This window comes from Streptomyces xantholiticus, assembly GCF_014651015.1.
In the GTDB taxonomy this organism is placed as follows: Bacteria; Actinomycetota; Actinomycetes; order Streptomycetales; family Streptomycetaceae; genus Streptomyces; species Streptomyces xantholiticus.
Genome location: NZ_BMWB01000010.1, coordinates 75,334 through 97,756 on the forward strand (window position 1 = coordinate 75,334; position 22,423 = coordinate 97,756).

Here is a 22,423-nt window from a genome sequence, read left to right on the forward strand (position 1 = left end):
TCAGCCTCGCAGCTTCGGGTCGAGGGCTTCGCGCATGGCCTCGCCGAGCAGGGTGAAGCCGAGGGCGGTGATGATGATGCCGATGGCGGGGTAGGCCGCCATCATGGGCTCGTTGTCGAAGAACCGTTCGGCCTGGGCGAGCATGACGCCCCACTCCGGTATCGCCGGGTCCGGGTTGCCGAGCCCCAGGTAGGACAGGGCAGCGGCCTCGATGATCGCGGTGGCGAGGCTGAGCGTCGCCTGGACGATCACCGGGCTGAGCGAGTTCGGAAGGATCTGGGTGAGGACGATCCGCTTCTTGCGGATGCCGAGCGCCTTGGCCGCGAGGACGTAGTCGGAGCTGCCCTGCACCAGCATCGAACCGCGCAGCAGCCGCGCGAAGATCGGGATCTGCACGACACCGACGGCGATCATCACGGTGGTCAGCGACTGCCCCATCACCGCGGCGATCGAGACCGCCAGCAGCAGCGACGGCAGCGAGAGCATGATGTCGGTGAAGCGCATGACCACCGTGTCGATGCGCTGCCCGGTCCTGCCGCCGAGGGTCGCGGCGGCACCGGAGAGCACACCGACGAGCGCACCGACGATCAGACCGATGAGCATCGACACCACGCCGACCATCAGAGTCTGCCGGGCGCCGACGAGGATCCGGGAGAACATGTCCCGGCCCAGGTGGTCGAGGCCGAACCAGTTTCCGCTGCGGGCACCGACGAACTCGCCCTTGTTGGCGAAGACTTCGCCACGCCACGTCTGGGCGGACGGGCTGAACGGCGCGATCCACGGTCCGACGATCGCGAGGACCACGAACAGAGCGATGATGACGGCGCCGATGATCGCCATCTTGCTGGCCCGCAGCCGTCGCATGGCTTCGCGCCACAGGCTGGCGCCGCTGGTGGACTCGGACGTCTGCATCAGCTCGGCGAGCCGATCGACCTTGTCGGCCTTCTTCGTCATGGTCGTCACGTCAGTGCACCCGCACTCTCGGGTCGATGATGCTGTACGCGAGGTCGACCAGCAGGTTGATGAGGACGTACACCATCGCGATGAAGAGGATGAACCCGACGAGCACCGGGTAGTCGCGGGCGTCGATCGAGGTGCGGATGAAGTTGCCGATGCCGTTGAAGGAGAAGACCGACTCGGTCAGCACCGCGCCCGACAGCAGGCTTCCGGTCAGCAGACCGACGGCGGTGACCACGGGCAGCAGCGCGTTGCGCAGCACGTGACGGCCGCGAACTGTCCGCTTCTCCAGGCCCTTGGACTCCGCGGTACGGACGTAGTCCTCGCCGAGCACCTCGAGCACGCTGGCCCGGGTCATACGGACGATGACGGCGAGCGGGATGGAGGAGAGCGCGATGGCGGGCAGGATCAGGTGGTGTACTGCGTCCAGACTGGCGTCGAACTCGCCGGTGAGCAGGCCGTCGAGAACGGCGAATCCGGTGACGTCGGTGGCGTCCATGCCGGTGGTGAGCCGTCCGTAGCTCGGGAACCAGTGCAGCTGGACGGCGAAGATGCCCTTGAGGATCAGGGCGAGGAAGAACACCGGGATGCAGATGCCGATCAGCGATCCGGAGACGGAGGCGACGTCGACCCAGCCACCACGGCGCTTGGCCGCCAGGTAGCCGAGCGGGATCCCGACAACGATGGCAATCAGGATCGCGACGATGCTGAGTTCCACCGTGGCGGGGAAACGCGTCGCGAACTCGTCCCACACCGGCTGGCCGGTCTGGGTGGACGTACCGAGGTCCAGTTCGAAGATGCGCTTGAGGAAGCGCCAGTACTGGATGTAAACGGGCTGGTCGAGCCCGAGGGCCCGGTTGATGCGCGCCACTTCGGCTTCGGTCGCCCGCTCGCCCAGGATCGCTGAGGCGGGTCCGCCGGGCAGCCGGTTCAGCCAGAGGAAGAGCAGAACCGACAGGCCGAGCAGGGTGGGTATGAGCTGTAGCAGTCTTCGTACGACGAGTCGCAGCACCCCGCATGCCCCTTTCTTACGTGCGTCGATGCGGCTCCGCCCGGCCACCGGGATTCCGTGGCCGGGCGGACCCGCAGGTGTGCGATTACTTGAAGGAGACCTCGGCGAAGTTCTCCTGCGTCAGCGGGGAGACCTTCGGCGGGTTGACGTTCTTGGCGAAGGCGATCGCCGGCGGGGAAGCCGAGATCGGGACACCAGGGACGTACTCCATGATCGTCTCGTTGGCCTTCTTGTAGGCCTCGACGCGACCTGCGGGGTCGGTGACCTTCGAGGCGGCGTTCACCGCGTCGAAGACCTTCTTGTCGTTGAAGCCCCACTGCTTGTCGGGGCCGGCGAACCAGGTGCCGATGAAGTTGTAGCCGTCGTTGAAGTCACCGGTCCAGCCGAGCATGTGCAGGGCGCAGGAGCCGGCCTCGGTGGCGTCCAGGTAGTCCGGCGCCCACTTCATGGCCTTCGGGGTGACCGTGATGCCGGCCTTTTCCAGGTCGGCCTTCATGCGCTCGAACATGTCCTGCGGGGCGGGCATGTAGGGGCGGGTGACCTCGGTCGGGTAGCAGAACTCGATCTTGAGCTTCTCCTCACCCGCCTTCTTGAGGAGCTCCTTGGCCTTGTTGGTGTCGAACGGGTAGGTCTTCACCTTGTCCGAGAAACCGGCGACCGTGTCGGGCATGAACTGGCTCGCGGCCTTGCCGCCCTCGGGCAGCTGCGTCTTGACGATGCCCTCGCGGTCGATGGCGTGCGAGATGGCCTGCCGGACCTCGAGCTTCTTCAGGGCCGGGTTCTTCGACTGCGTCATACCGACGTAGAAGATGTTGAAGACGTCACGGGTCGGGACCTCGTAGCCCTCACCCTCGAGCGTCTTCACATCGGCGGGCGCCACGAGGTCGTAGCCGTCGATGTCACCGGCCTGCAGCGCCTGGCGGCGGCCGGCCTCGGTGTCGATCGTACGGAAGACCAGGTTCTTCACCTTGGCCTTCTCGCCCCAGTAGTCGTCGAAGCGCTCAAGGGTGACTTCCTTGTTGCCCTTGTTCCACTTCGTGATCTTGTACGGGCCGGTGCCGGCGACCGTGCCGGCCTCCTGGCTGTACTTGGGGTACGTGATGGCGTCGCCCTTGGCGGTCGCGTCCTGCTTCGCGTACTCCTCGATGGCCTTCGGAGAGTGGATCGCCAGCGCCTGGAGGGAGAAGCCGCCGGGCAGGTTCGCCGAGGGCTCGTTGACCTCGATGACCGCCGTGTTGTCGTCCTTCGCCGTGCAGGACTTGTAGTTCGGCTTGGGAGCTTCCTTGTCCTCGTTCTTGGCGAAGCCGCCCATGATGGTCTGCCAGTAGTAGGAGACCGCGCTCGACTGGTAGGTGCCCTTCCAGTTGAACCAGTGGTCGTAGTTCGCGCAGACCGCGGCGGCGTTGAACGCCTCTCCGTCGTGGAACTTCACACCCTTGCGCAGGTTGAACGTCCAGACAGTGCCTTCGGGGTTGCTCGACCACTTCTCGGCGAGACCGCCGACGAGCTTGCTGCCGCCCGACTCGTGCTCGAGCAGGGCCTCGAAGGCCTGACGGGTGACCCGGAAGGTCTCACCGTCGCTCGCGAGCGCAGGGTCGAGAGAACCAGGGTCACCGGCGCCGGCGAACACGAAGGTGTCCTTGTCGCCCCCCTTGTCCCCGTCCTTGCCCCGCTCGCTGGCGCAGCCGGTGGCGATCAGGCCGACGGCCACCGCCGCCGTGATCGCCCGGACAGCTCCGGACTTGAATATTCGCATGGGTCCACCCCGAGGTTCCGCCGTGGGAGAGGTCTTGACGGCCGAACACTACAGACGGGAGACACCTGGGAGAACAGTCCGGATAGCGGTGATACCTACTCGAGACCCGGACACTCAACAAACCGGGTAGATCCGGGACATCCTTGCGGGGCCGGTTAACACCCTTGACATCTGGCGGTGTTCTTTTCGCCGTCCGCCGCGGCGTCGCAGCTCAGCGGGTGTGCGGCGGGGGGTAGCCGTAACTGCCGCCGGCGGCCGGGGCTCCGACGTGGGCGTCGCGGTCGTAGAAGGCGCGGGCATTGACCCGCATCCACATAGTGATCGGGTCGTATTCGTCGGACATGGCCACCGTCGACACCGGCAGGCCGTCCGGGACCGCGGCGACGGACTGCTGCATCATCGCGCGTACCGCGTCGACCGACTGCGGCGCGGTGTCGTAGAGGTCCAGTCCGATCGCCAGGTACGCGGGCCCGATCGAGGGCTGCACCCAGGCACGCCGCAGCGAGCGGACGGCGGGCGTGCGATGCGCGTTCTGCGTGAGCAGGGCGTAGAACTGCGGGATCTCGATCGCCGGCTCGGTCAGCCGCAACGGCCCCGCGGGCATCCGGTCGAGGCCCGTGGCGATACGTCGCAGATCCAGCCACGGGATGCCGACGCCGCCGCCGGGTGCGTGCGGGTTGAGCCAGATCCCCCAGCGGTCCGGATAGAGGGCGCGGGCGATGTCCCGGCCGCTCGTGACCTCGTGCGCGCGGTTCCAGCCGGAGACGGCGAGCTCCTGGGGGGAGGTGACGCACGGCGCGTAACAGACGCCGTCGACCTCCATGTTTCCGTACTGGGCGTCGGGCGAGCCCGGCTGCCCGTGCCACAGCAGCATCCAGATCCGGCCGCCCGAAGGGTCGGCGAGGGCATGCAGCAGCGCCTCGTACGCGTCGTAACGGCCCGGAGTCACCTGGCGCAGCATGTGCTCGACCTGCCCGGCCGCCGCGGTGCCTGACGCACTCACCCTTTTCCGCCCCTCTTCGGTCCCACCGTTTCGCCCACCGCTTCGTGCAGCGGCTCGCGCAGCGTTCAGCGCGACCCCTGTCAGCCTGGTCAGGCGCCAGCTTAATCCGCCGTTCCGGCGAAGACTTGACCCCTACGCGGGATGTCGCTCGTAGAACGGCCGTACGCGCTCCAGCATCCAGTCGCCCACCGGGTCCTGTGCGACATCGAGAAGCACCAGGTTGACGGGCCACGCGAGCGGCACCCGGCCCAGGGCCCGGCCCAGGGCGTCCATGGGCGCGTTGCGCTCGGCACCCTCCCACGAGGAGAGCTGGACTCCGATGAACAGGGTCGGCTCGTCGCCCTCGACGGAGGCGAGCGCCCGGCGGGCGGTCGTGACGACGCCGGTGCTCTCGAACTCGCCGGCGGCCGCGGCGAGGAAATCGACCGGCTCGTCATGCCAGTCCGGCTGGAAGAGCCGGACCCGGCCGCCGGAAGCGGGACCGTCGAGCGGGTTCCGCCCGGCGCGGCACAGCTCGGCGACAGCGGGAGGGGGCAGGGGCACGCCGACGGCACCGCCAGGATTGACGGCGATGCCGAGCTGCGGGGGCAGGCCTCGGGCGAAGTCCCTGGCAGGGGCGACCGTGAACGACATGTGCGCGCCGACGCACTGGAGGAACTGCTGTTCGGAGCTGAAGACGGGGACGAAGGCGGCGCCGTCGATCTCCATGGTGGGCAGGTCGAGGCTGGGGCTGTCCGGGCCGCCGCCGTTCGGGAGCGGTATCCATATCGGGCTGCGGCCCAGTACCTCGACGAGACGGCCGCCGGCCGCGGACATGCCGAGGGAGGCGGCGAGCACCTCTTCGAGCTCGTTGCCGGGCCAGGTGGGCGTGGGTGTCTCCATGCGGGTCGTCCTTCGTGCGGGGCGGGGCACCGGGCCCGACCTTAGCGCTGCGGGGTGGGGCGCGGCCGCTCCCCTCCCACCCCTTCCCTGAACCGGGCTCCGCCCGGACCGGTTACGGGGCTCCGCCCCGGGACCCCCATGTCTCGGTCTTCCCTACGGCCGGGCGGCCGTGGTCGACGCCCCAGCAAGGCTGGAGCGGCCGGTCCGCTCGGCCCGGACCCCGCGCCTCACACCCCCGGGCAGAGCCCAGGGCGAAGCCCGGCACGCCCGCGCAAGCTGTGGCACGGGGCCCCGGGGACCGGATTGGGGGTGGGGTAACGGCCACGCCGCCGGTCGTAGGGGATGGCGGGGTGAAGCACAGGCGCCGCCCAGCGGCGCCCCGCCCGTCACCCGAAGCCCAGCCGCCCCAGCGCCCCCGCCGCGTCCCGGTCCAGGAGGACCGCCGAGGTGCAGCCCCGCGGCAGGCGGCCCGCCTCCGCGTCGGCGACCAGTCGGGACACGGCCCGACGGTGCCGGGCGAAGGCGTAGCCCGAGACGCCGCGCCCTCGCTCGCGCTGGCCCGCGCGCGCGACCTGGGGGGTCACGTCGAGCAGCACCAGGTGCAGCGACGTCCCGCGCCGGCGCGTCTCGCGGGCGAGCCAGCGCCGGACCCAGGCCTGCGTGCCGCAGTCGTGGACGACGACACTCTCGCCGGAACGCAGGGCGTGCCGCAGCCCGGCGTAGTGGGCCAGCCGGACGAGCGGGCGGTAGACCGCGTACGGCAGGAAACGGGGGGCGCGGGCGTCCCACCGGTCGCGGGTGTTCTGCGAGTCGATGCCGAGGCCCTGCGCGGCGCGGCGCATCAGCGTGGACTTGCCGCTGCCGGGGAGGCCGGAGACGACCACCACGTCGCCGGCGGCGAAGACCAGGCTGCGCGGGCTGCGCCCGGCGCGCTCACGCAGGTCCCGCAGGACGGGGGGACACGGCGTCGCCGGCTCCGCCCGGGACGGGACGGCGGACATGCCCGGGGGCGCGGACACCCCCGCGCTCGTGGCGGCGTATGCACCGGTCGGCTGCAACGTCATCCGATCCCCCTTCGGGTCATCCACACACCCTTGCCCATGAAGTGTAAAGAATTGGTAATACGGCTCAAGTGATTTCAGGGCGGCCTGTCGCTCCACTCTTCCCCGTCGCATGCAATGATGTGCGCGCCAACTGCATACCGGCCGCTTGAATCCGCGCGGGAGAGTCCCTGCCACCTGTGTGGCGGGCGCCGAAGGAGCAAGTTCCTCCCTTGAATCTCTCAGGCCCCGTACCGCGTGCGATGAGGCAGATCTGAAAAGCGAGCCGCGTCGAACCGGCTCCACCCAAGGTGCAAGTCACGACTACCCGTACGCGTGGTCGGGGCGAACCTCTCAGGTTCCGATGACAGATGGGGAGGATCGTCCTCGTAGCCATGCCCTGGGAGCCCACCTATGAGCAACGCCCCCCGACTGACCGCACTCGACGCCCTGCACAGGTCGCTGGGCGCGACCATGACCGACTTCGCCGGCTGGGACATGCCCCTGCGGTACGGCAGTGAGCGCGACGAGCACAACGCCGTGCGTACCAAGGCCGGCCTCTTCGACCTCTCCCACATGGGCGAGATCACCGTCACCGGCCCGCAGGCCACGGACCTGCTGAACTACGCGCTGGTCGGCAACATCGGCACCATCGGCCCCGGCCGTGCCCGGTACACGATGATCTGCCGGGAGGACGGCGGCATCGTCGACGACCTGATCGTGTACCGGCTCCGGGAGCAGGAGTACATGGTCGTCGCCAACGCCGGCAACGCCCAGGTCGTGCTGGACGCGCTGACCGAGCGGGCCCAGGGCTTCGACGCCACCGTCCGCGACGACCGTGACGCGTACGCGCTGATCGCCGTCCAGGGCCCCAAGTCCCCCGGCATCCTGAAGTCCCTCACCGAGGCCGACCTGGACGGTCTGAAGTACTACGCGGGCCTGCCCGGCACCGTCGCCGGCGTCCCCGCGCTGATCGCCCGTACGGGCTACACCGGCGAGGACGGCTTCGAGCTGTTCGTGGAGCCGCAGCACGCCGAGAGGCTCTGGCGGGCACTGACCGAGGCGGGCGCGCCGGCCGGTCTGATCCCCTGCGGTCTGTCCTGCCGCGACACGCTGCGCCTGGAGGCCGGCATGCCGCTGTACGGGCACGAGCTGACCACCGCGCTCACCCCGTTCGACGCGGGCCTCGGCCGGGTCGTGAAGTTCGAGAAGGACGGCGACTTCGTCGGCCGCGAGGCGCTCGCGAAGGCCGCCGAGCGCGCGGAGACCGCCCCGCCGCGCAAGCTCGTCGGCCTGGTCGCCGAAGGCCGCCGGGTCCCCCGCGCCGGGATGCAGGTCGTCGCCGGCGGCCGGGCCGTCGGCGAGGTCACCTCGGGGGCGCCGAGCCCCACGCTGGGCAGGCCGATCGCCATGGCATACGTCGAGGCGGCCCACGCCGCGCCGGGTACCGAGGGCGTCGGCGTCGACATCCGCGGCACCCACGAGCCGTACGAGGTCGTGTCGCTCCCGTTCTACAAGCGCCAGAAGTGATCGTCCGCACCCTCTCCCCGTTCACCAGCACTCCCCCGCGTACAGGAGAATTCAGGTCATGAGCAACCCCCAGCAGCTTCGCTACAGCAAGGAGCACGAGTGGCTGTCGGCCGCCGAGGACGGCGTGTCGACGGTCGGCATCACGGAGCACGCGGCCAACGCGCTCGGCGACGTGGTGTACGTCCAGCTCCCCGAGGTCGGTGACACGGTGACCGCGGGCGAGACCTGCGGCGAGCTGGAGTCCACCAAGTCGGTCAGCGATCTGTACTCCCCGGTCAGCGGTGAGGTCATCGCGGCCAACGAGGACGTCGTCAATGACCCGTCGCTGGTGAACTCCGCCCCGTTCGAGGGCGGTTGGCTGTTCAAGGTGCGCGTCAGCGAGGAGCCGAAGGACCTGCTCTCCGCGGACGAGTACACCGATTTCGCCGGCTGACCAAGACTTTAGGGACCGAGTGATGTCGCTTCTCAACACCCCTCTCCATGAGCTGGACCCGGACGTCGCCGCCGCTGTCGACGCCGAACTCCACCGCCAGCAGTCCACCCTCGAGATGATCGCCTCGGAGAACTTCGCTCCGGTCGCGGTCATGGAGGCCCAGGGCTCCGTCCTCACCAACAAGTACGCCGAGGGCTACCCGGGACGCCGCTACTACGGCGGCTGCGAGCACGTCGACGTGGTCGAGCAGATCGCGATCGACCGCGTCAAGGCGCTGTTCGGCGCCGAGCACGCCAACGTGCAGCCCCACTCGGGCGCGCAGGCGAACGCGGCCGCGATGTTCGCGCTGCTGAAGCCGGGCGACACGATCATGGGCCTGAACCTCGCCCACGGCGGTCACCTGACCCACGGCATGAAGATCAACTTCTCCGGCAAGCTCTACAACGTGGTCGCCTACCACGTGGACGACGCCACCGGCCAGGTCGACATGGCCGAGGTCGAGCGGCTCGCCAAGGAGTCCAAGCCGAAGCTCATCGTGGCCGGCTGGTCCGCGTACCCCCGCCAGCTGGACTTCGCGGCGTTCCGCCGGATCGCCGACGAGGTCGGCGCGTACCTGATGGTCGACATGGCCCACTTCGCGGGCCTGGTCGCCGCGGGTCTGCACCCCAACCCGGTGCCGCACGCCCACGTCGTCACCACCACGACGCACAAGACCCTCGGCGGTCCGCGCGGCGGTGTGATCCTGTCCACGGCCGAGCTCGCCAAGAAGATCAACTCCGCGGTCTTCCCGGGTCAGCAGGGCGGCCCGCTGGAGCACGTCATCGCCGCCAAGGCCGTGTCCTTCAAGGTCGCCGCCTCCGAGGACTTCAAGGAGCGCCAGCAGCGCACGCTGGACGGCGCCCGCATCCTCGCCGAGCGCCTGGTCCAGGCCGACGTCACCGAGCACGGCGTCTCCGTCCTGTCCGGCGGCACGGACGTGCACCTGGTCCTGGTGGACCTGCGCAACTCCGAGCTGGACGGCCAGCAGGCCGAGGACCGTCTCCACGAGGTCGGCATCACGGTCAACCGCAACGCCATCCCGAACGACCCTCGGCCGCCGATGGTCACCTCGGGTCTGCGGATCGGCACCCCGGCACTCGCCACCCGCGGCTTCCAGGACGACGACTTCCGTGAGGTCGCGGACATCATCGCCGAGGCGCTGAAGCCGTCGTACGACGTGACGGCGCTGCGCACCCGGGTGACCGCCCTGGCCGCGAAGCACCCGCTCTACCCCGGACTGTGACGGATCTCCCGTAACAGCCCGGAGCACAACGAAAGGGGGCACCGCGCACACTGGACCGTGAGCGCGGTGCCCCGCACCACGTCGGCACCACGTTTCCACGCATTGCCTCTGCATCACCCGGCAGACAACGGCGTCTACCACCCACAAGGAGTTCTCCGTGGCCATTTCGGTCTTCGACCTGTTCTCGATCGGCATCGGCCCGTCCAGCTCCCACACGGTGGGCCCGATGCGAGCCGCCCGGATGTTCGCCCGGCGCCTGAAGAACGAGGGCCTGCTCGCCCACACCGTCTCGATACGCGCCGAGCTGTACGGCTCCCTGGGCGCGACCGGTCACGGCCACGGCACCCCGAAGGCCGTCCTGCTGGGCCTGGAGGGCAACTCCCCGCGGACGGTCGACGTCGAGACCGCCGACGAACAGGTCGAGCGGATCAAGGCGGACAGCCGGATCAACCTGCTCGGCGCGCACGAGATCGACTTCGACTTCGACAAGGACCTGGTCCTGCACCGCCGCAAGGCCCTGCCGTACCACGCCAACGGCATGACGGTGCTCGCCCGCGACGCCGAGGGCACCACGCTGCTGGAGAAGACCTACTACTCGGTGGGCGGCGGCTTCGTCGTCGACGAGGACGCGGTGACGGGCGAGAACCCGATCGTGCCGGACGACACGGTCCTCAAGCACCCCTTCCGCACCGGTGACGAGCTGCTGCGGCTCACCAGGGAGACCGGCCTGTCGATCTCCGCGCTGATGCTGGAGAACGAGAAGGCCTGGCGCACCGAGGACGAGATCCGCGAGGGACTGCTGGAGATCTGGCGGGCCATGCAGGCCTGCGTCTCGCGTGGCATGTCCCGCGAGGGCATCCTCCCCGGCGGCCTCAGGGTCCGCCGCCGTGCCGCGACCACGGCGCGCAAGCTGCGCTCCGAGGGCGGCCCGCAGGCGCTCGCCATGGAGTGGATCACGCTCTACGCGATGGCCGTCAACGAGGAGAACGCGGCCGGCGGGCGGGTCGTCACCGCCCCGACCAACGGCGCCGCGGGCATCATCCCGGCGGTCCTGCACTACTACATGAACTTCGTCCCCGGCGCCGACGAGGAGGGCATCGTCGACTTCCTGCTCGCCGCGGGCGCGATCGGCATGCTCTTCAAGGAGAACGCCTCCATCTCCGGCGCCGAGGTCGGCTGCCAGGGCGAGGTCGGCTCCGCCTGCTCGATGGCGGCGGGCGCCCTCGCCGAGGTGCTGGGCGGCTCCCCGGAGCAGGTCGAGAACGCCGCGGAGATCGGCATGGAGCACAACCTGGGCCTGACCTGCGACCCGGTCGGCGGTCTCGTCCAGATCCCGTGCATCGAGCGCAACGGCATGGCGGCGGTCAAGGCCGTCACCGCGGCCCGGATGGCCATGCGCGGCGACGGCAGCCACAAGGTGTCCCTGGACAAGGTCATCAAGACGATGAAGGACACCGGCGCGGACATGTCCGTGAAGTACAAGGAGACCGCCCGCGGCGGCCTCGCGGTGAACATCATCGAGTGCTGACGCAAGGGCCCGCACGGTGCGAGGTCCCGCCGTCCCTCACGAGGTGGTGCGGCGTTGCCCGCCGCTGTCCTGGCGCAGCCGATCGGTGTGCCGGGTGATGTCGTCGACGCGGTGGGCCAGTTCGGGGTGCCGGTCCTGGAGGTGGGGGCCGGCGGCGGCGAGGGGCGCGACGAGGTTGGCGGCGTCGTCGTCCCCGAGGGCGCGGCTGAGGTCGGTGACGAAGGTGCCGGCCTGGGTGGGCAGGTCGGTCAGGGCCGTGATCTGTCCCGCGAGCCTGCGCAGGTCGGCCGCATTGCTGCGGGCCCAGGCACTGACGGAGCGGTCTGCGGCGCGCCGGTCGCGGGTGGCCTGCACGCGTTGTTCACCGGTCGTTCCCTCCCCGCCGGGGCGCAGCCGCAGATAGCGGCGTTCGGCTGCCTGGCGGCTCGCCACGCCGAGCGGGTGGGCGAGGTCGGCCCAGCTGGCGCCGGCGTCGCGTGCCGCTTCGATGAGGCCCGTCTCCCAGCCGGCGAGCCGGCGGCGCACCTCGCGCAGCAGGAGCAGCGCGGCGAGGGCCTGGTCGGGAGCGGCCGGGCCGGGGGCGCCGACTTCTGCGCCGGCGTCGTCGGCGTGGGCGTCGCGCAGCGCCTCCTCGATGGCCTGCAAGGCGGCCGCGGCAGCGAAGAAGGTGGGGGCGTCCGACGCGGCTGACCTGTCGGTTTCGGTCACCGTACCTCCTCGGAGTTGTCATCTTCCGGACGACATTTGGATTGTCGCCCTTCCAATGACACTCGACTTGTCATCGTTTCGATGACATGTTACAACAGTGTCAGGTGAAGCGCATTGGCACTACTGCCCTGAACCATGTGGAGGTGTTTCGCGATGTTGATGCGCACCGACCCGTTCCGCGAACTCGACCGGCTCACCCAGCAGCTTCTGGGCACGTCCGGCACCTGGTCGAGGCCGTCACCGATGCCGATGGACGCCTACCGGGAGAACGACGAGTACGTGATCGCTCTCGACCTCCCCGGCGTATCGGCGGACGCGATCGACATCGACGTCGAGCGGAACATGCTGACCGTCAAGGCCGAGCGCCGCCCGGCCGCGAAGGCGGACGACGTGCAGGTGGAGCTCTCCGAGCGGCCGCTGGGCGTCTTCTCGCGCCAGGTCATGCTGGCCGACACCCTCGACACCGAGCACATCAAGGCCGACTACGAGGCCGGTGTCCTGACCCTGCGCATCCCGATCGCCGAGCGCGCCAAGCCCCGCAAGATCAGCATCAGCGCAGGCGGGGAGCACAAGCAGATCAGCGGCTGAGGCCCGCCGACCTCATCCGTACGCAGCAGCGGAGGACGGGACGGACCTGATCTCCCCCTCCCGGTCCCGCCCTCCGCACCACCCACGGCCAAGGGGGCAGCGGTGGCGCACATGAGATGGCAGGCGTTCCTCGACGCCGTACAGGAACGAGGCGAATACCGGTCGGCGCGGGAAGCCGAACGAGCGGCCCGTACCGTCCTCGCGCTGCTCGGCGCTCATCTGGTGGGGGAGGAAAGAGCGGAACTGGCCGCACGGCTGCCGGAAACCTTCGCCCTGATCCTCCTCAACCCGTTGCAGGCCGCCGAACCGCTCGACACGGAGCGTTTCGTGCGGGCGACGTCGGCCTGGATCGAGGGAGCGACGGAGGAGACCGCGAAGTGGGACGTGAGCGCCGTCCTCAGCGTGGTGGCCGACGCAGCCGGCGACGACCTGCTGCGCCGCGTCCTGCTCCAGCTGCCCCCGGGGTACGACCTGCTCTTCGGGCGACCGAACCCCGTCTGACCCTCTCCACCGCCGCCGGCCCGGCGGCCCGCAAGGAAGGAACCCACGATCGTGCAGTGGCAGCAACTCGTCCACGACATCCGCCTGTCCGGCCGGTACACGACCAGTGCCGAAGCCGAACGCGTCGTGCTCGCTGTGCTGACCGTTCTGGGCGGTCAGGTCAGCGGTGACGAACGCTGCGCACTGGCCCGCCTGCTGCCCCAGGAGGCGGCCGAGGTGTTCACCCGCCAGATCCCTCTCACCGAGCCCCTTTCCGCACCCGCCTTCGTCGACGCCGTCGCCGGCCACCTCACACATGTGAGCGCGGCCGAGGCCCGCTGGGCCACCGGTACCGTCCTCACCCTCCTCGCGCGGCACGCGGGCGACGAACTCACCCGCCGGATCCTGGCCCGACTCCCCCGCGGATACGCCCTGCTCTTCGGTCTGGCCGACCTCACCCCGGCCGCTGCCGCATGAGCAGCACCGTCCGGAGCCGGCGGTCGTCGTGCGCCTTCAACAGGGGTCCCCGGACCTACGGCGGCCCTGCGGAGGAGGCTCTGACGACGCAGACGGAGGACCTGGGCGTCGTCCTCACCCGAGCCGGCGGCCGCGTCACCGTCACCGTGTCGGGGGAGATCGACATCTGCACCGGGGCGCGGCTCGAGGAGGCGCTGGACGTGGCAACCGCGAACGGCGCCGAACGGATCGACGTCGACTTCTCCGGCGTCTCGTTCTGCGACTGTTCCGGTCTGAGCGTCCTGTTGCGGGCTCGGCGCCGGGCGCACGAGCAGGGCGTGGCGTTCCGCGTCACACACGTGACGTCGCGCGTCGTGCAGACCTTGTTGGCCAAGACCGGGACGGCCGGGATGCTGACAGGCGGCGACAGGGGCTGAGGCCCCCGGCGTGGGAGCCGGGGGCCTCGGTCCGGCATGTACCGCTCGGTCAGGCCTTGTTCAGGTGGGCCCAGAACTCGTCGAACGACAGCAGCTTGTCGTTGTCGGTGTCCTGTGCGGCGATCACGGCCTCGGCCACCGACTCGGTGACGTTCCAGTCACCCATCTGAGCCATGGCCGTCTTGTACTCGGCCGCAGTGATGAAGCCGTCGCCGTCCGCGTCGTAACGGTCGAACGCCTTGCGTGCTTCCTCGATGTCCGCCACCGGTCCACCCCTTCTTGGTGCATTACTGACGGGGGTCAGATTATCGGCCCACGTCAGCGATCATGGAGGCGAGGCCGGTACACGTGTACGGGGAGGCATGTGATGAGCGAAGAGCTGGCGAGGATCCTGGCCGATGCGGCTGCAGGGCGGTTCCCGGCGGCGGACGGCGGGGTGGCGGTGGTCGGCCCGCCAGACACCCGGGACGAGGGCGTGGTGGCGTTCACCGCCCACTCGGTCGTTTACACGGCCGAGGATCCCGAGTGGATACGGGCAAGACTGGCGGCCACCGACTCCGACCGGCTGGCCGCGACCATGAACCCGCAGTTCCTGGCCGCGCTGATGGCCCGCACCGGCCGCAGGATGGACACCATCGACCTGGTGACGGTCGCGGACGCGCTGCCCGGAGCCCCCGGGTTGGCGCTGCGGGAGATCCAGGATCGTGAACACCCACGGGTCGCCGCCGCGTTGAAGCGCCGTGAAGAGGTGCGGGTGTGGGCGGCGGACGGCGGGCTGCTGGTCCTCGGCCGAGGGCTGGCCGGCCGGTGGGAGGTGTCCATCGAGGTCGACGAAGAGGCTCGCGGCCGGGGCCTCGGGCCACGGCTCGCGGTGGCGGCCAGGCACCTGGTGCCGGGTCCGGTGCTGTGGTCCCAGCAGTCGCCGGGCAATGCCCGCAGCGTGCGGGCGTTCCAGCGGGCCGGTTACCGGCCGGTGGCCTCGGAGGCGGTCCTCACGGCCCGCTGAAACGCCGGACGGCAGGGATCGCAAGGCGGCCGCCGGGGCAGGTGGCCGGCCCGGTACAGCCGTCTGCAGCCGGTACGGCACGACGGCTTCCTGCGGGACCCGGGCGAATCACGAGAAGGCACAGCAGAACACCGAAGGCCTAAAAGTTTCTGCCCGCTTCGGCCCCTCGCGCGGGTCGCGTGACCACCCCGGGGCGAATCCGATCGGACGATCGAGGAATCGCTCAATCGAGGGGATGGATATGCATGGATTACGAGGCGAGGGGGTCAAGTGACCTATGATCTCTTCGCAGAATATCCCGTTGATCCCCAAAGGTCTGATTGGCGCATTTGGAGCTGAGGGGTCCGTCTGCCATAGTCGAGGCGACGACCCCTTTGACCCGGGCCAGGTCGACACAAGCGGCCGTGGACACACCCCCCAGTCCACGGCGTTCCCCACAGAAGCCCCCGCGGCGCCGTCACCCGGCACGAGGGGGCTTCTGTGCGTCCGGGGACCGCAGCGGCTCAGCGGTCGGCGACCCGCATCTCGAACCAGGTGGTCTTGCCGCGCGGCAACAGGTCCACTCCCCAGCGGTCGGCGAGCTTGTCGACAAGGAAGAGGCCGCGACCGCTGGTGTCCATCTCGGTGACGGGCATCAGACAGGGCAGACCCCGGGACGGGTCGCGCACCTCGATGCGGATCCAGCCCCGGCGGCGCAGCATTCGCAGGCCGAACACCCGGGCACCGGTGTGGCGCACGGCGTTGCCCACCAGTTCGGAGACGAGCAGTACCGCGTACTCGCCGGTCTGCAAGGGGAGCGACCACTGGCGCAGCACCACGCACTGGGTGAGCCGGCGTGCGGTGGCGGCGGATTCGGGTCGGGAGGGGAGGCTCACTTCTTCGTCCGCGGGATTGCCGTACAACTCCAGTGCCTTGAGCGCCTGTTCGTCGTCGGCGGCAGGTGCCCACCGTGCGGCGCTCGCGCCGATGCGCTGCCGCGGTTGTCCCACACCCTCAACACCCGCCATGTCACCATCATGGCGCGGGGCCGCCCGCCCATGTGGGCGTTCCGGGGGATCAGCGCCCCGGAACGCGGTATTCCCAGAGGTTGATCGGCATATGCCGCCGGCCCCATGTGGACGCTGTTACCCACGCCGAGCTGCGCCGATGTCATGCTGGCGGATGACACCGGCGCTCAGCGGGGCCACTGAGCCTTGAGGCTGCCCTAAGGTCGGACCCGCCGGCTCATGCGATTGACGCACTGCCGCGGACGGCCTCGCGCACAGCCGGACAGGCCCCCGTTCAGAGGAACTTGGCCTTGCCCGGCCCCTCCTCGACGAAGCTTCGCATGCCCCGCTCCCGGTCCTCCGTGGCGAACAGGCCCGCGAACCAGTTCCGTTCCACCGTGAGCCCGGTCTCGATGTCCGTCTCCAGACCGGCGTCGACCGACTCCTTCGCCGCCCGCAGCGCCAGCGCCGGGCCCTTGGCCAGCGCCGCGGCCCAGGCGTGCGCCTGCTCGTACACCTCCGCGGCGGGGACGATCCGGTCCACGAGGCCGAGAGCCAGCGCCTCTTCCGCCTTCACCATGCGGCCGGTGAAGATGAGGTCCTTGGCGCGGGAAGGGCCGATCAGCCGGGACAGCCGCTGGGTGCCACCCGCGCCGGGGATCAGACCGAGCAGGATCTCCGGCTGGCCGAGCTTGGCGTTGTCCGCAGCGATCCGGTAGTCGGCGCAGAGCGCCAGCTCGCAGCCGCCACCGAGGGCGTACCCGGTCACGGCGGCGACCACGGGCTTGGGGATACGGGCGACGGCGGTGAAGGACTCCTGCAGGGCACGGGAGCGCACGACCATCGCCGTGTGGTCCATGTTCTGCATCTCCTTGATGTCCGCGCCGGCCGCGAACACCTTCTCGCCGCCGTAGAGGATCACGGCCCGCACGTCGTCACGGCGGCCGGCCTCCTCCGCGAGCTCGCGCAGCCGGTCCTGGACGGCGATGTCGAGGGCGTTCATCGGGGGGCGGTCGAGCCTGATGGTGCCGACGCCTTCGGAGACTTCGAGTGAAACGGTCATGGGGCGAAGGTTAGTCCGCGTTAACGGGAGCGGGCCCGGTGCCGTTGCTCACAGCGCCGGGCCCGCTCGGGTGGTGTTACTTCGTCCACTCCGACCAGGGCAGGTTCCAGCCGTTGAGGCCGTTGTCCGGGGCGATCTGCTTGTCCTTGGAGTTCTTCACGATCACCACGTCGCCGATGAGCGAGTTGTTGTAGAACCAGGCGGAAGGCGTGTTGTTGTCGTACGCGCCGCGCACGTCGCGCAGCCCGACGCACCCGTGGCTGACGTTCGCGGAACCGAACGTCCCCGCCGGGGCCCAGTAGTTGCCGTGGACGAAGGTGCCCGAGGTGGACAGGCGCATTGCGTGCGGTACGTCCTTGATGTCGTACTCGCCGCCGAAGCCGACGGTGGCGCCGTTCATCCGGGTCACCTTGTACTTCTCGCTGATGACCATCTGCCCGTTGTAGGTGGTGGTCGACGGCGCGCCCGCGGTGATCGGGATGTTCCTGATCTCCTTGCCGTCGCGCACCACCTTCATGGTGTGCGCGCTCGCGTCGACGGTGGAGACCTGGCTGCGCCCGATGGTGAACGAGAAGCTCTTGAACTGCTCGCCGTACACGCCCGGGCGGCCCTCGACGCCGTCCAGGTCGAGCTTGACGGTCACCTTGGTGCCGGCGGCCCAGTACTTCTCGGGGCGGAAGTCGAGGCGGTCGTTGCCGAACCAGTGGCCCTCGATCGGCACCGACGGCTCGGCGGTGACGGTGATGGCGTTCTCGACGGCCTCCGGCTCGGTGATGCCGCGGGTGAAGTTGATGGACACCGGCATGCCGACGCCGACGGTCGAGCCGTTCTCCGGCGTGTAGTGGCCGATGAAGGTGTTCTCGGGCACGAGGGTGGTGAAGGTGGTGTCCTTGGCCGACGCACGGCCTTCCGCGTCCTCCGCGACCGCGTGCACCTTGTACTTGGTCGAACCGGCCAGATGGTGCACCGGCTCCCAGCTCGCGCCGTCCGCCGACAGCTTGCCCTCGATCTTCGTGCCCTTGTCGTCCTGCACGGTGACCGTGGTCAGCTTGCCCTTGGCCGCGGTGACCTTGAGCGCGCCGCTGGTCGCCACCGCGTCGGCACCGTCCTTGGGCATGATGGTCACCACAGCCTGCGAGGCCGCGTTCTCGACGTTCCCGCTGCCGTCCTTACGGCCGGGATCCGTGTCACCGCCCTTGTCGGAGCCCCCGCCTGCGCAGGCCGTCAGCATCAGCGTCGCACCCATCACCAGCGCGGACAGCACGACGCCCCCGCGCCCGCGTCCGGTTCTGGCCGATCTCCCCGATATCGGCTGGCCGTTCACAGTCGTGTTCTCCCCTCGCACGGCCTGGCAGCGCCACGGCCCGCACCCCCGCGCGCCTCACGCGCGCACGCCGATAGGTAATCACACGACAGGTCGTCAAATGTGCACCCGAATGTCACCGTTCGGTCCCGAACCCACTGGCGGCCATGCCCCCGAGGCGGCAGGTCAGCGCAGCGCGGAACCCTCCTTCCACCACTGCCAGTCCAGGTTCCAGCCGCCGAGGCCATTGTCCGGTTCAACGGTTTTGTCCTTCGAGCCGACGACTTCCACGACGTCACCGATCAGGGTCCGGTCGAAGAACCAGCCGGCCGGCGACTCGCTGCTGCCGCCCTTGTCGTCCCTCAGTCCCACGCAGCCGTGCGAGACGTTCTCCGAGCCGAAGGTCTCGGCGGGCTCCCAGTAGTTGCCGTGCAGGAAGGTGCCGGAGGTGGTCAGCCGGATGGCGTGCGGCACATCCTTGATGTCGTACTCGCTCTTGCCGTCCTTCCTGGTGAAGCCGACGGTCGCGCCGTTCATCCGGGTCACGTCGTACATCTCCGTGACCACCATCTTCCCGTTGTACGTGGTGGTCTTCGGGGCACCGGCGGTGATCGGGAGGGTGGCCAGCAGCCGGCCGTCGCGCACGACGCTCATGGTGTGCGCCGCCGCGTCGACACGCGACACCTGCGACCGGCCGACGGTGAAGGAGACCTTCTTCTGCTGGATGCCGAACACGTCGCGCGCCGCCTCCACGTCCCGCAGCCGCACGTCGACGGTGACCTCGGTGCCCGGCTCCCAGTACTTACGGGGCCGGAAGTCGAGCCGCTCCTTGCCGAACCAATGGCCGACGACCTCCACCGGCGGCTCGGAGGTGATGCGGATGGCCCGCTCCACGGCCGCCCGGTTCTCGATCTCCCGGTTGAACCCGAAGGAAACGATCATGCCGGTGCCGACGACCTGGCGGTTCTCCGGTTTGAAATAGCTGACGAACCGGCTCTCGGGCACCAGGGTCGTGAACGTCGTGTGGCGGGCCGCCCGGCGACCATGACTGTCCATCGCCACCACGTCCACGCTGTACTTGGCGGCGGGCTTCAGACGACTGCCGCCCTTGGGTCTCCAGCGCAGCCCGTCCTCGGAGATCTCGCCCTCGACCTCGGTCCTCGCGGCGTCCTCGATCCGCGTGAGCGTGACCCGCTCCAGCCGGCCGCTCGGCAGCCGCACCTCGACGGTGTCGTCGGGGCGCACCTCCTTGGCCCCGTCCTCGGGGGTGACTCCGATCGTGTGCTGCGCTCCCGGCTTGTCCCCGACCCCGAAGGTCCCGCCGGAGCAGCCGGCGAGGCCCGCGATCAGTCCTGCCCCTGCCAGGGCGACCGCGGCCCTGCGCCCTGCCCGCATCAGTACATGTCTCACGTAACGGTCAACGACGACCACCCCGCCCGGGCAACGTCGGCGGCGGGCGATGTTGGGACGGGGGCGGCGCGGGCAGAAATGGTGGGAGGACCACGCGTGGGGTGCTGCGGCGGGACGTCGCGAGCCAGCCCACCGGAGCCCCGGGGCCTGGCAGCACCCCCAGCAGGGCCCGACGAGCCGCGGGAGGCCGGCAGGTGTCGAGCGCAGCCGAGCAGGAGACGGTGCGGGAGGAGGTGCCGGGCGAGGTGCCCGGCACCCGTTCGGCGGTGGCCGGCGCGGTCGCGCGCCGCCTTGGGAAGGACGCCCCCCGACCGGACGCGGACCTCGGACGGCCACCGGTGTGGCCGGGGGCCCCGACGCCCCTGGGAGCGCGGTACCGGACGGGCCCCGACGGCGTCGCGGGGACCAACTTCGCGCTGTGGGCGGGCGGTGCGGAGGGGGTGGATCTCTGCCTCTTCGACGACGCGGGCGCAGAGACCCGCCTGCCGCTCACCGAACTCACCCATGAGATCTGGCACGGCTTCGTGCCCGGCGTCGGTCCCGGCCGGCGCTACGGCTACCGGGTGCACGGCCGCTGGGACCCGTGGACCGGAGCGCGCTGGAATCCCGCGAAGCTGCTGCTCGATCCCTACGCGCGCGCGGTCGACGGGGGCGGATCGGATGAGTACGGCGCACTGCCTCCCGAGGTGTACGGGCACGTCCGTGACTGGCCCGACCAGCATGTCGCCGACACCGTGCGCGACGACCGGGACTCCGCCCCGTACGTGCCCAAGGGGGTCGTCGTCCATGACGACGCCGACGGCGACGAGTGGATGGACGACCGCAGACCCAAGACACCGTGGGCCGACTCGGTCATCTACGAACTGCACGTACGCGGATTCACCAAACTGCACCCGGGCATCCCGGAGAACCTGCGCGGTACCTATGCGGGACTCGCCCATCCTGCGGCGATCGAGCACCTGGTGCGGCTCGGGGTGACGGCGGTGGAGCTGCTGCCGGTGCACCAGTTCGCGCACGAGGACCATCTGCTGCGGCGCGGGCTCGTCAACTACTGGGGCTACAACTCCATCGGCTACTTCGCCCCGCACGGGGCGTACGCGGCGTCGGGCACCGCCGGTCAGCAGGTCGGTGAGTTCAAGAAGATGGTGCGGGCGCTGCACGCCGCCGGGATCGAGGTCATCCTCGACGTGGTCTACAACCACACGGCGGAGGCGGGCGAACTGGGGCCGATGCTGTCCCTGCGCGGCATCGACAACCGCGGCTACTACCGCCTCCAGCAGGACGCCCGGCGATACAGGGACTACACCGGATGCGGCAACACGCTGCATGTGGTGCAGCCACATGTGCTGCGGCTCATCACCGATTCGCTGCGCTACTGGGTGACCGAAATGGGCGTCGACGGCTTCCGATTCGACCTGGCCGCGGCGCTGGCCCGCTCGATGCACGACGTCGACATGCTGTCCCCCTTTCTGGCCGTCATCGCACAGGACCCGGTGCTGCGGCGGGTGAAGCTGATCGCCGAACCGTGGGACGTGGGCAACGGCGGCTACCAGGTGGGGGCGTTCCCGCCGCTGTGGACGGAGTGGAACGACCGCTACCGGGACGCCGTACGGGACTTCTGGCGCGGCGCCCTGCCGGACGTACGCGACCTCGGCTACCGGCTGACCGGCTCCAGCGACCTGTACGCCTGGGGCGGCCGGCGGCCGTACGCGTCGATCAACTTCATCAGCGCTCACGACGGCTTCACCCTGCGCGACCTGGTCAGTTACGAGCGCAAGCACAACGAGGCCAATGGCGAGGGCAACCGCGACGGTACGAACGACAACCGGTCCTGGAACTGCGGCACCGAGGGCGAGACCGACGACCCGGACATCAACGCGCTGCGCCGCCGGCAGCTCCGCAATCTGCTGACGACCCTGCTGCTGTCGACCGGCGTCCCGATGCTGGTCGCCGGTGACGAGATGGGCCGCACCCAGCGCGGCAGCAACAACGCCTACTGCCAGGACAACGAGGTCAGCTGGCTGGACTGGTCTCTGCTGGACGAGCCGGGACCTGCGGAACTGCTGGAGCTCACCCGGCGGCTGCTCACGCTGCGCCACAGACATCCGGTGCTGCGCCGACGCGCCTTCTTCTCCGGCCGGCCACAGGCCGCGGACGGGCTGCGGGACCTGGCCTGGTTCACACCGCACGGCAGGGAGATGACCGAGGGCGACTGGTACGCACCGTCGTCCACACTCGCCCTCTACCTCTCCGGCCGGGACATCCCCGGCCGGGACGCACGCGGGGACCAGGTCACCGACGACAGCTTCCTGATGGTGCTGCACGCAGCGGCCGAGCCGGTGCCCTTCCGTCTGCCGGGGCCGCCATGGGCGGAGGCGTACGAACTGGTGGTCGACACCGCGCGGGAGGAGCAGGAGGCGGCGCCGGGCACCGTCCACGAGGGAGGTTCGGTGGTGCGGGTGCCTGCCCGGTCGGTGCTGCTGCTGCGGGTCCGGACCTAGGGCGTCGCCGACGAACGGTTCGCGGGCGGTCCCCCGGTGGAGGTGCCCTCGCGAACCGGCTA

The 22,423-nt window shown here is 69.9% G+C and carries 22 protein-coding genes and 1 riboswitch; of the genes, 10 read left to right on the forward strand and 12 right to left on the reverse strand.

Annotation, left to right across the window (positions count from 1 at the left end; all coding sequences use genetic code 11):
- The 6 genes from IE198_RS17230 to IE198_RS17255 form a co-directional block, all read right to left on the reverse strand.
- Positions 1-954, reverse strand: a complete 954-nt coding sequence (locus tag IE198_RS17230) for an ABC transporter permease (protein WP_189887624.1) — start codon at positions 952-954, stop codon at positions 1-3.
- 10 nt (positions 955-964) lie between these two features.
- Positions 965-1,969 (reverse strand): ABC transporter permease, encoded by a 1,005-nt coding sequence (locus IE198_RS17235; protein ID WP_189887404.1) that lies wholly within the window; start codon positions 1,967-1,969, stop codon positions 965-967.
- 85 nt (positions 1,970-2,054) lie between these two features.
- The gene (locus IE198_RS17240; protein ID WP_189887406.1) at positions 2,055-3,725 is read right to left on the reverse strand and encodes an ABC transporter substrate-binding protein; all 1,671 of its coding nucleotides are present in this window, start codon (positions 3,723-3,725) and stop codon (positions 2,055-2,057) included.
- A 211-nt stretch (positions 3,726-3,936) separates the two neighbouring features.
- Positions 3,937-4,728 carry an enhanced serine sensitivity protein SseB C-terminal domain-containing protein gene (locus tag IE198_RS17245; RefSeq protein ID WP_189887408.1) on the reverse strand — a complete coding sequence of 264 codons (792 nt, stop codon included), beginning with the start codon at positions 4,726-4,728 and terminating at the stop codon, positions 3,937-3,939.
- 132 nt (positions 4,729-4,860) lie between these two features.
- Complete coding sequence (locus IE198_RS17250; RefSeq protein WP_189887410.1) at positions 4,861-5,610, reverse strand: enhanced serine sensitivity protein SseB; 750 nt, start codon at positions 5,608-5,610, stop codon at positions 4,861-4,863.
- Positions 5,611-5,996: 386 nt separating this feature from the next.
- Complete coding sequence (locus IE198_RS17255) at positions 5,997-6,674, reverse strand: AAA family ATPase (RefSeq protein ID WP_189887412.1); 678 nt, start codon at positions 6,672-6,674, stop codon at positions 5,997-5,999.
- A gap of 146 nt (positions 6,675-6,820) precedes the next feature.
- Positions 6,821-6,917, forward strand: a riboswitch (glycine riboswitch).
- 147 nt (positions 6,918-7,064) lie between these two features.
- Between IE198_RS17255 and gcvT the strand changes: the two genes are divergently transcribed.
- The 4 genes from gcvT to IE198_RS17275 all read left to right on the forward strand — a co-directional run bounded on the left by gcvT (position 7,065) and on the right by IE198_RS17275 (position 11,423).
- Positions 7,065-8,180 carry a glycine cleavage system aminomethyltransferase GcvT gene (gene gcvT, locus IE198_RS17260; RefSeq protein WP_189887414.1) on the forward strand — a complete coding sequence of 372 codons (1,116 nt, stop codon included), beginning with the start codon at positions 7,065-7,067 and terminating at the stop codon, positions 8,178-8,180.
- A gap of 58 nt (positions 8,181-8,238) precedes the next feature.
- Positions 8,239-8,613, forward strand: a complete 375-nt coding sequence (gene gcvH / locus IE198_RS17265) for a glycine cleavage system protein GcvH (protein ID WP_189887416.1) — start codon at positions 8,239-8,241, stop codon at positions 8,611-8,613.
- 22 nt (positions 8,614-8,635) lie between these two features.
- On the forward strand, positions 8,636-9,895 hold the full coding sequence (gene glyA, locus IE198_RS17270; RefSeq protein WP_189887418.1) for a serine hydroxymethyltransferase: 1,260 nt from the start codon (positions 8,636-8,638) through the stop codon (positions 9,893-9,895).
- A gap of 157 nt (positions 9,896-10,052) precedes the next feature.
- Entirely contained in the window at positions 10,053-11,423 is a 1,371-nt protein-coding gene (locus tag IE198_RS17275; protein ID WP_189887420.1) for an L-serine ammonia-lyase, read from the forward strand.
- Between the two features lie 36 nt (positions 11,424-11,459).
- Here IE198_RS17275 and IE198_RS17280 read toward each other — a convergent pair whose 3' ends face one another.
- Entirely contained in the window at positions 11,460-12,131 is a 672-nt protein-coding gene (locus tag IE198_RS17280) for a type III effector protein (protein WP_189887422.1), read from the reverse strand.
- A gap of 153 nt (positions 12,132-12,284) precedes the next feature.
- On the opposite strand from IE198_RS17280, the gene IE198_RS17285 reads away from it, so the two are divergent.
- The 4 genes from IE198_RS17285 (at position 12,285) to IE198_RS17300 (ending at position 14,092) form a co-directional block, all read left to right on the forward strand.
- Complete coding sequence (locus IE198_RS17285; protein ID WP_189887424.1) at positions 12,285-12,719, forward strand: Hsp20/alpha crystallin family protein; 435 nt, start codon at positions 12,285-12,287, stop codon at positions 12,717-12,719.
- Between the two features lie 111 nt (positions 12,720-12,830).
- Entirely contained in the window at positions 12,831-13,220 is a 390-nt protein-coding gene (locus IE198_RS17290) for a DUF2267 domain-containing protein (protein ID WP_100109242.1), read from the forward strand.
- A 51-nt stretch (positions 13,221-13,271) separates the two neighbouring features.
- Positions 13,272-13,676, forward strand: a complete 405-nt coding sequence (locus IE198_RS17295) for a DUF2267 domain-containing protein (RefSeq protein WP_189887426.1) — start codon at positions 13,272-13,274, stop codon at positions 13,674-13,676.
- Complete coding sequence (locus tag IE198_RS17300; RefSeq protein ID WP_189887428.1) at positions 13,673-14,092, forward strand: STAS domain-containing protein; 420 nt, start codon at positions 13,673-13,675, stop codon at positions 14,090-14,092. The genes IE198_RS17295 and IE198_RS17300 overlap by 4 nt, the downstream gene beginning before the upstream one ends.
- Positions 14,093-14,141: 49 nt before the next feature.
- On the opposite strand, the gene IE198_RS17305 is transcribed toward IE198_RS17300, so the two are convergent.
- Positions 14,142-14,357 carry an EF-hand domain-containing protein gene (locus IE198_RS17305; protein ID WP_189887430.1) on the reverse strand — a complete coding sequence of 72 codons (216 nt, stop codon included), beginning with the start codon at positions 14,355-14,357 and terminating at the stop codon, positions 14,142-14,144.
- A 102-nt stretch (positions 14,358-14,459) separates the two neighbouring features.
- Between IE198_RS17305 and IE198_RS17310 the strand changes: the two genes are divergently transcribed.
- Positions 14,460-15,098: a GNAT family N-acetyltransferase gene (locus tag IE198_RS17310; RefSeq protein WP_189887432.1), complete on the forward strand. Its 639-nt coding sequence runs from the start codon at positions 14,460-14,462 to the stop codon at positions 15,096-15,098.
- Between the two features lie 503 nt (positions 15,099-15,601).
- Here IE198_RS17310 and IE198_RS17315 read toward each other — a convergent pair.
- The 4 genes from IE198_RS17315 to IE198_RS17330 form a co-directional block, all read right to left on the reverse strand.
- Positions 15,602-16,105: an ATP-binding protein gene (locus IE198_RS17315; protein WP_189887434.1), complete on the reverse strand. Its 504-nt coding sequence runs from the start codon at positions 16,103-16,105 to the stop codon at positions 15,602-15,604.
- Positions 16,106-16,379: 274 nt separating this feature from the next.
- Positions 16,380-17,147, reverse strand: coding sequence for an enoyl-CoA hydratase/isomerase family protein (locus IE198_RS17320; RefSeq protein WP_189887436.1), 768 nt, complete (start codon positions 17,145-17,147; stop codon positions 16,380-16,382).
- Between the two features lie 76 nt (positions 17,148-17,223).
- Positions 17,224-18,471: a L,D-transpeptidase gene (locus tag IE198_RS17325; RefSeq protein ID WP_189887438.1), complete on the reverse strand. Its 1,248-nt coding sequence runs from the start codon at positions 18,469-18,471 to the stop codon at positions 17,224-17,226.
- A 165-nt stretch (positions 18,472-18,636) separates the two neighbouring features.
- A complete protein-coding gene (locus IE198_RS17330) occupies positions 18,637-19,860 on the reverse strand; it encodes a L,D-transpeptidase (RefSeq protein WP_229834030.1) in 1,224 nt (407 codons plus the stop codon).
- Positions 19,861-20,054: 194 nt separating this feature from the next.
- On the opposite strand from IE198_RS17330, the gene glgX reads away from it, so the two are divergent.
- Positions 20,055-22,361 carry a glycogen debranching protein GlgX gene (gene glgX, locus IE198_RS17335; protein WP_189887440.1) on the forward strand — a complete coding sequence of 769 codons (2,307 nt, stop codon included), beginning with the start codon at positions 20,055-20,057 and terminating at the stop codon, positions 22,359-22,361.
- Positions 22,362-22,423 lie beyond the last annotated feature (62 nt).

What these genes read in the sequence shown, in the direction of transcription:
- IE198_RS17230 (WP_189887624.1), bottom strand. Translation starts at nt 954, where the DNA reads ATGACGAAGAAGGCCGACAAGGTCGATCGGCTCGCCGAGCTGATGCAG.
- IE198_RS17240 (WP_189887406.1), bottom strand. Translation starts at nt 3,725, where the DNA reads ATGCGAATATTCAAGTCCGGAGCTGTCCGGGCGATCACGGCGGCGGTG.
- IE198_RS17250 (WP_189887410.1), bottom strand. Translation starts at nt 5,610, where the DNA reads ATGGAGACACCCACGCCCACCTGGCCCGGCAACGAGCTCGAAGAGGTG.
- IE198_RS17255 (WP_189887412.1), bottom strand. Translation starts at nt 6,674, where the DNA reads ATGACGTTGCAGCCGACCGGTGCATACGCCGCCACGAGCGCGGGGGTG.
- gcvT (WP_189887414.1), top strand. Translation starts at nt 7,065, where the DNA reads ATGAGCAACGCCCCCCGACTGACCGCACTCGACGCCCTGCACAGGTCG.
- gcvH (WP_189887416.1), top strand. Translation starts at nt 8,239, where the DNA reads ATGAGCAACCCCCAGCAGCTTCGCTACAGCAAGGAGCACGAGTGGCTG.
- glyA (WP_189887418.1), top strand. Translation starts at nt 8,636, where the DNA reads ATGTCGCTTCTCAACACCCCTCTCCATGAGCTGGACCCGGACGTCGCC.
- IE198_RS17285 (WP_189887424.1), top strand. Translation starts at nt 12,285, where the DNA reads ATGTTGATGCGCACCGACCCGTTCCGCGAACTCGACCGGCTCACCCAG.
- IE198_RS17290 (WP_100109242.1), top strand. Translation starts at nt 12,831, where the DNA reads ATGAGATGGCAGGCGTTCCTCGACGCCGTACAGGAACGAGGCGAATAC.
- IE198_RS17300 (WP_189887428.1), top strand. Translation starts at nt 13,673, where the DNA reads ATGAGCAGCACCGTCCGGAGCCGGCGGTCGTCGTGCGCCTTCAACAGG.
- IE198_RS17310 (WP_189887432.1), top strand. Translation starts at nt 14,460, where the DNA reads ATGAGCGAAGAGCTGGCGAGGATCCTGGCCGATGCGGCTGCAGGGCGG.
- IE198_RS17315 (WP_189887434.1), bottom strand. Translation starts at nt 16,105, where the DNA reads ATGGCGGGTGTTGAGGGTGTGGGACAACCGCGGCAGCGCATCGGCGCG.
- IE198_RS17320 (WP_189887436.1), bottom strand. Translation starts at nt 17,147, where the DNA reads ATGACCGTTTCACTCGAAGTCTCCGAAGGCGTCGGCACCATCAGGCTC.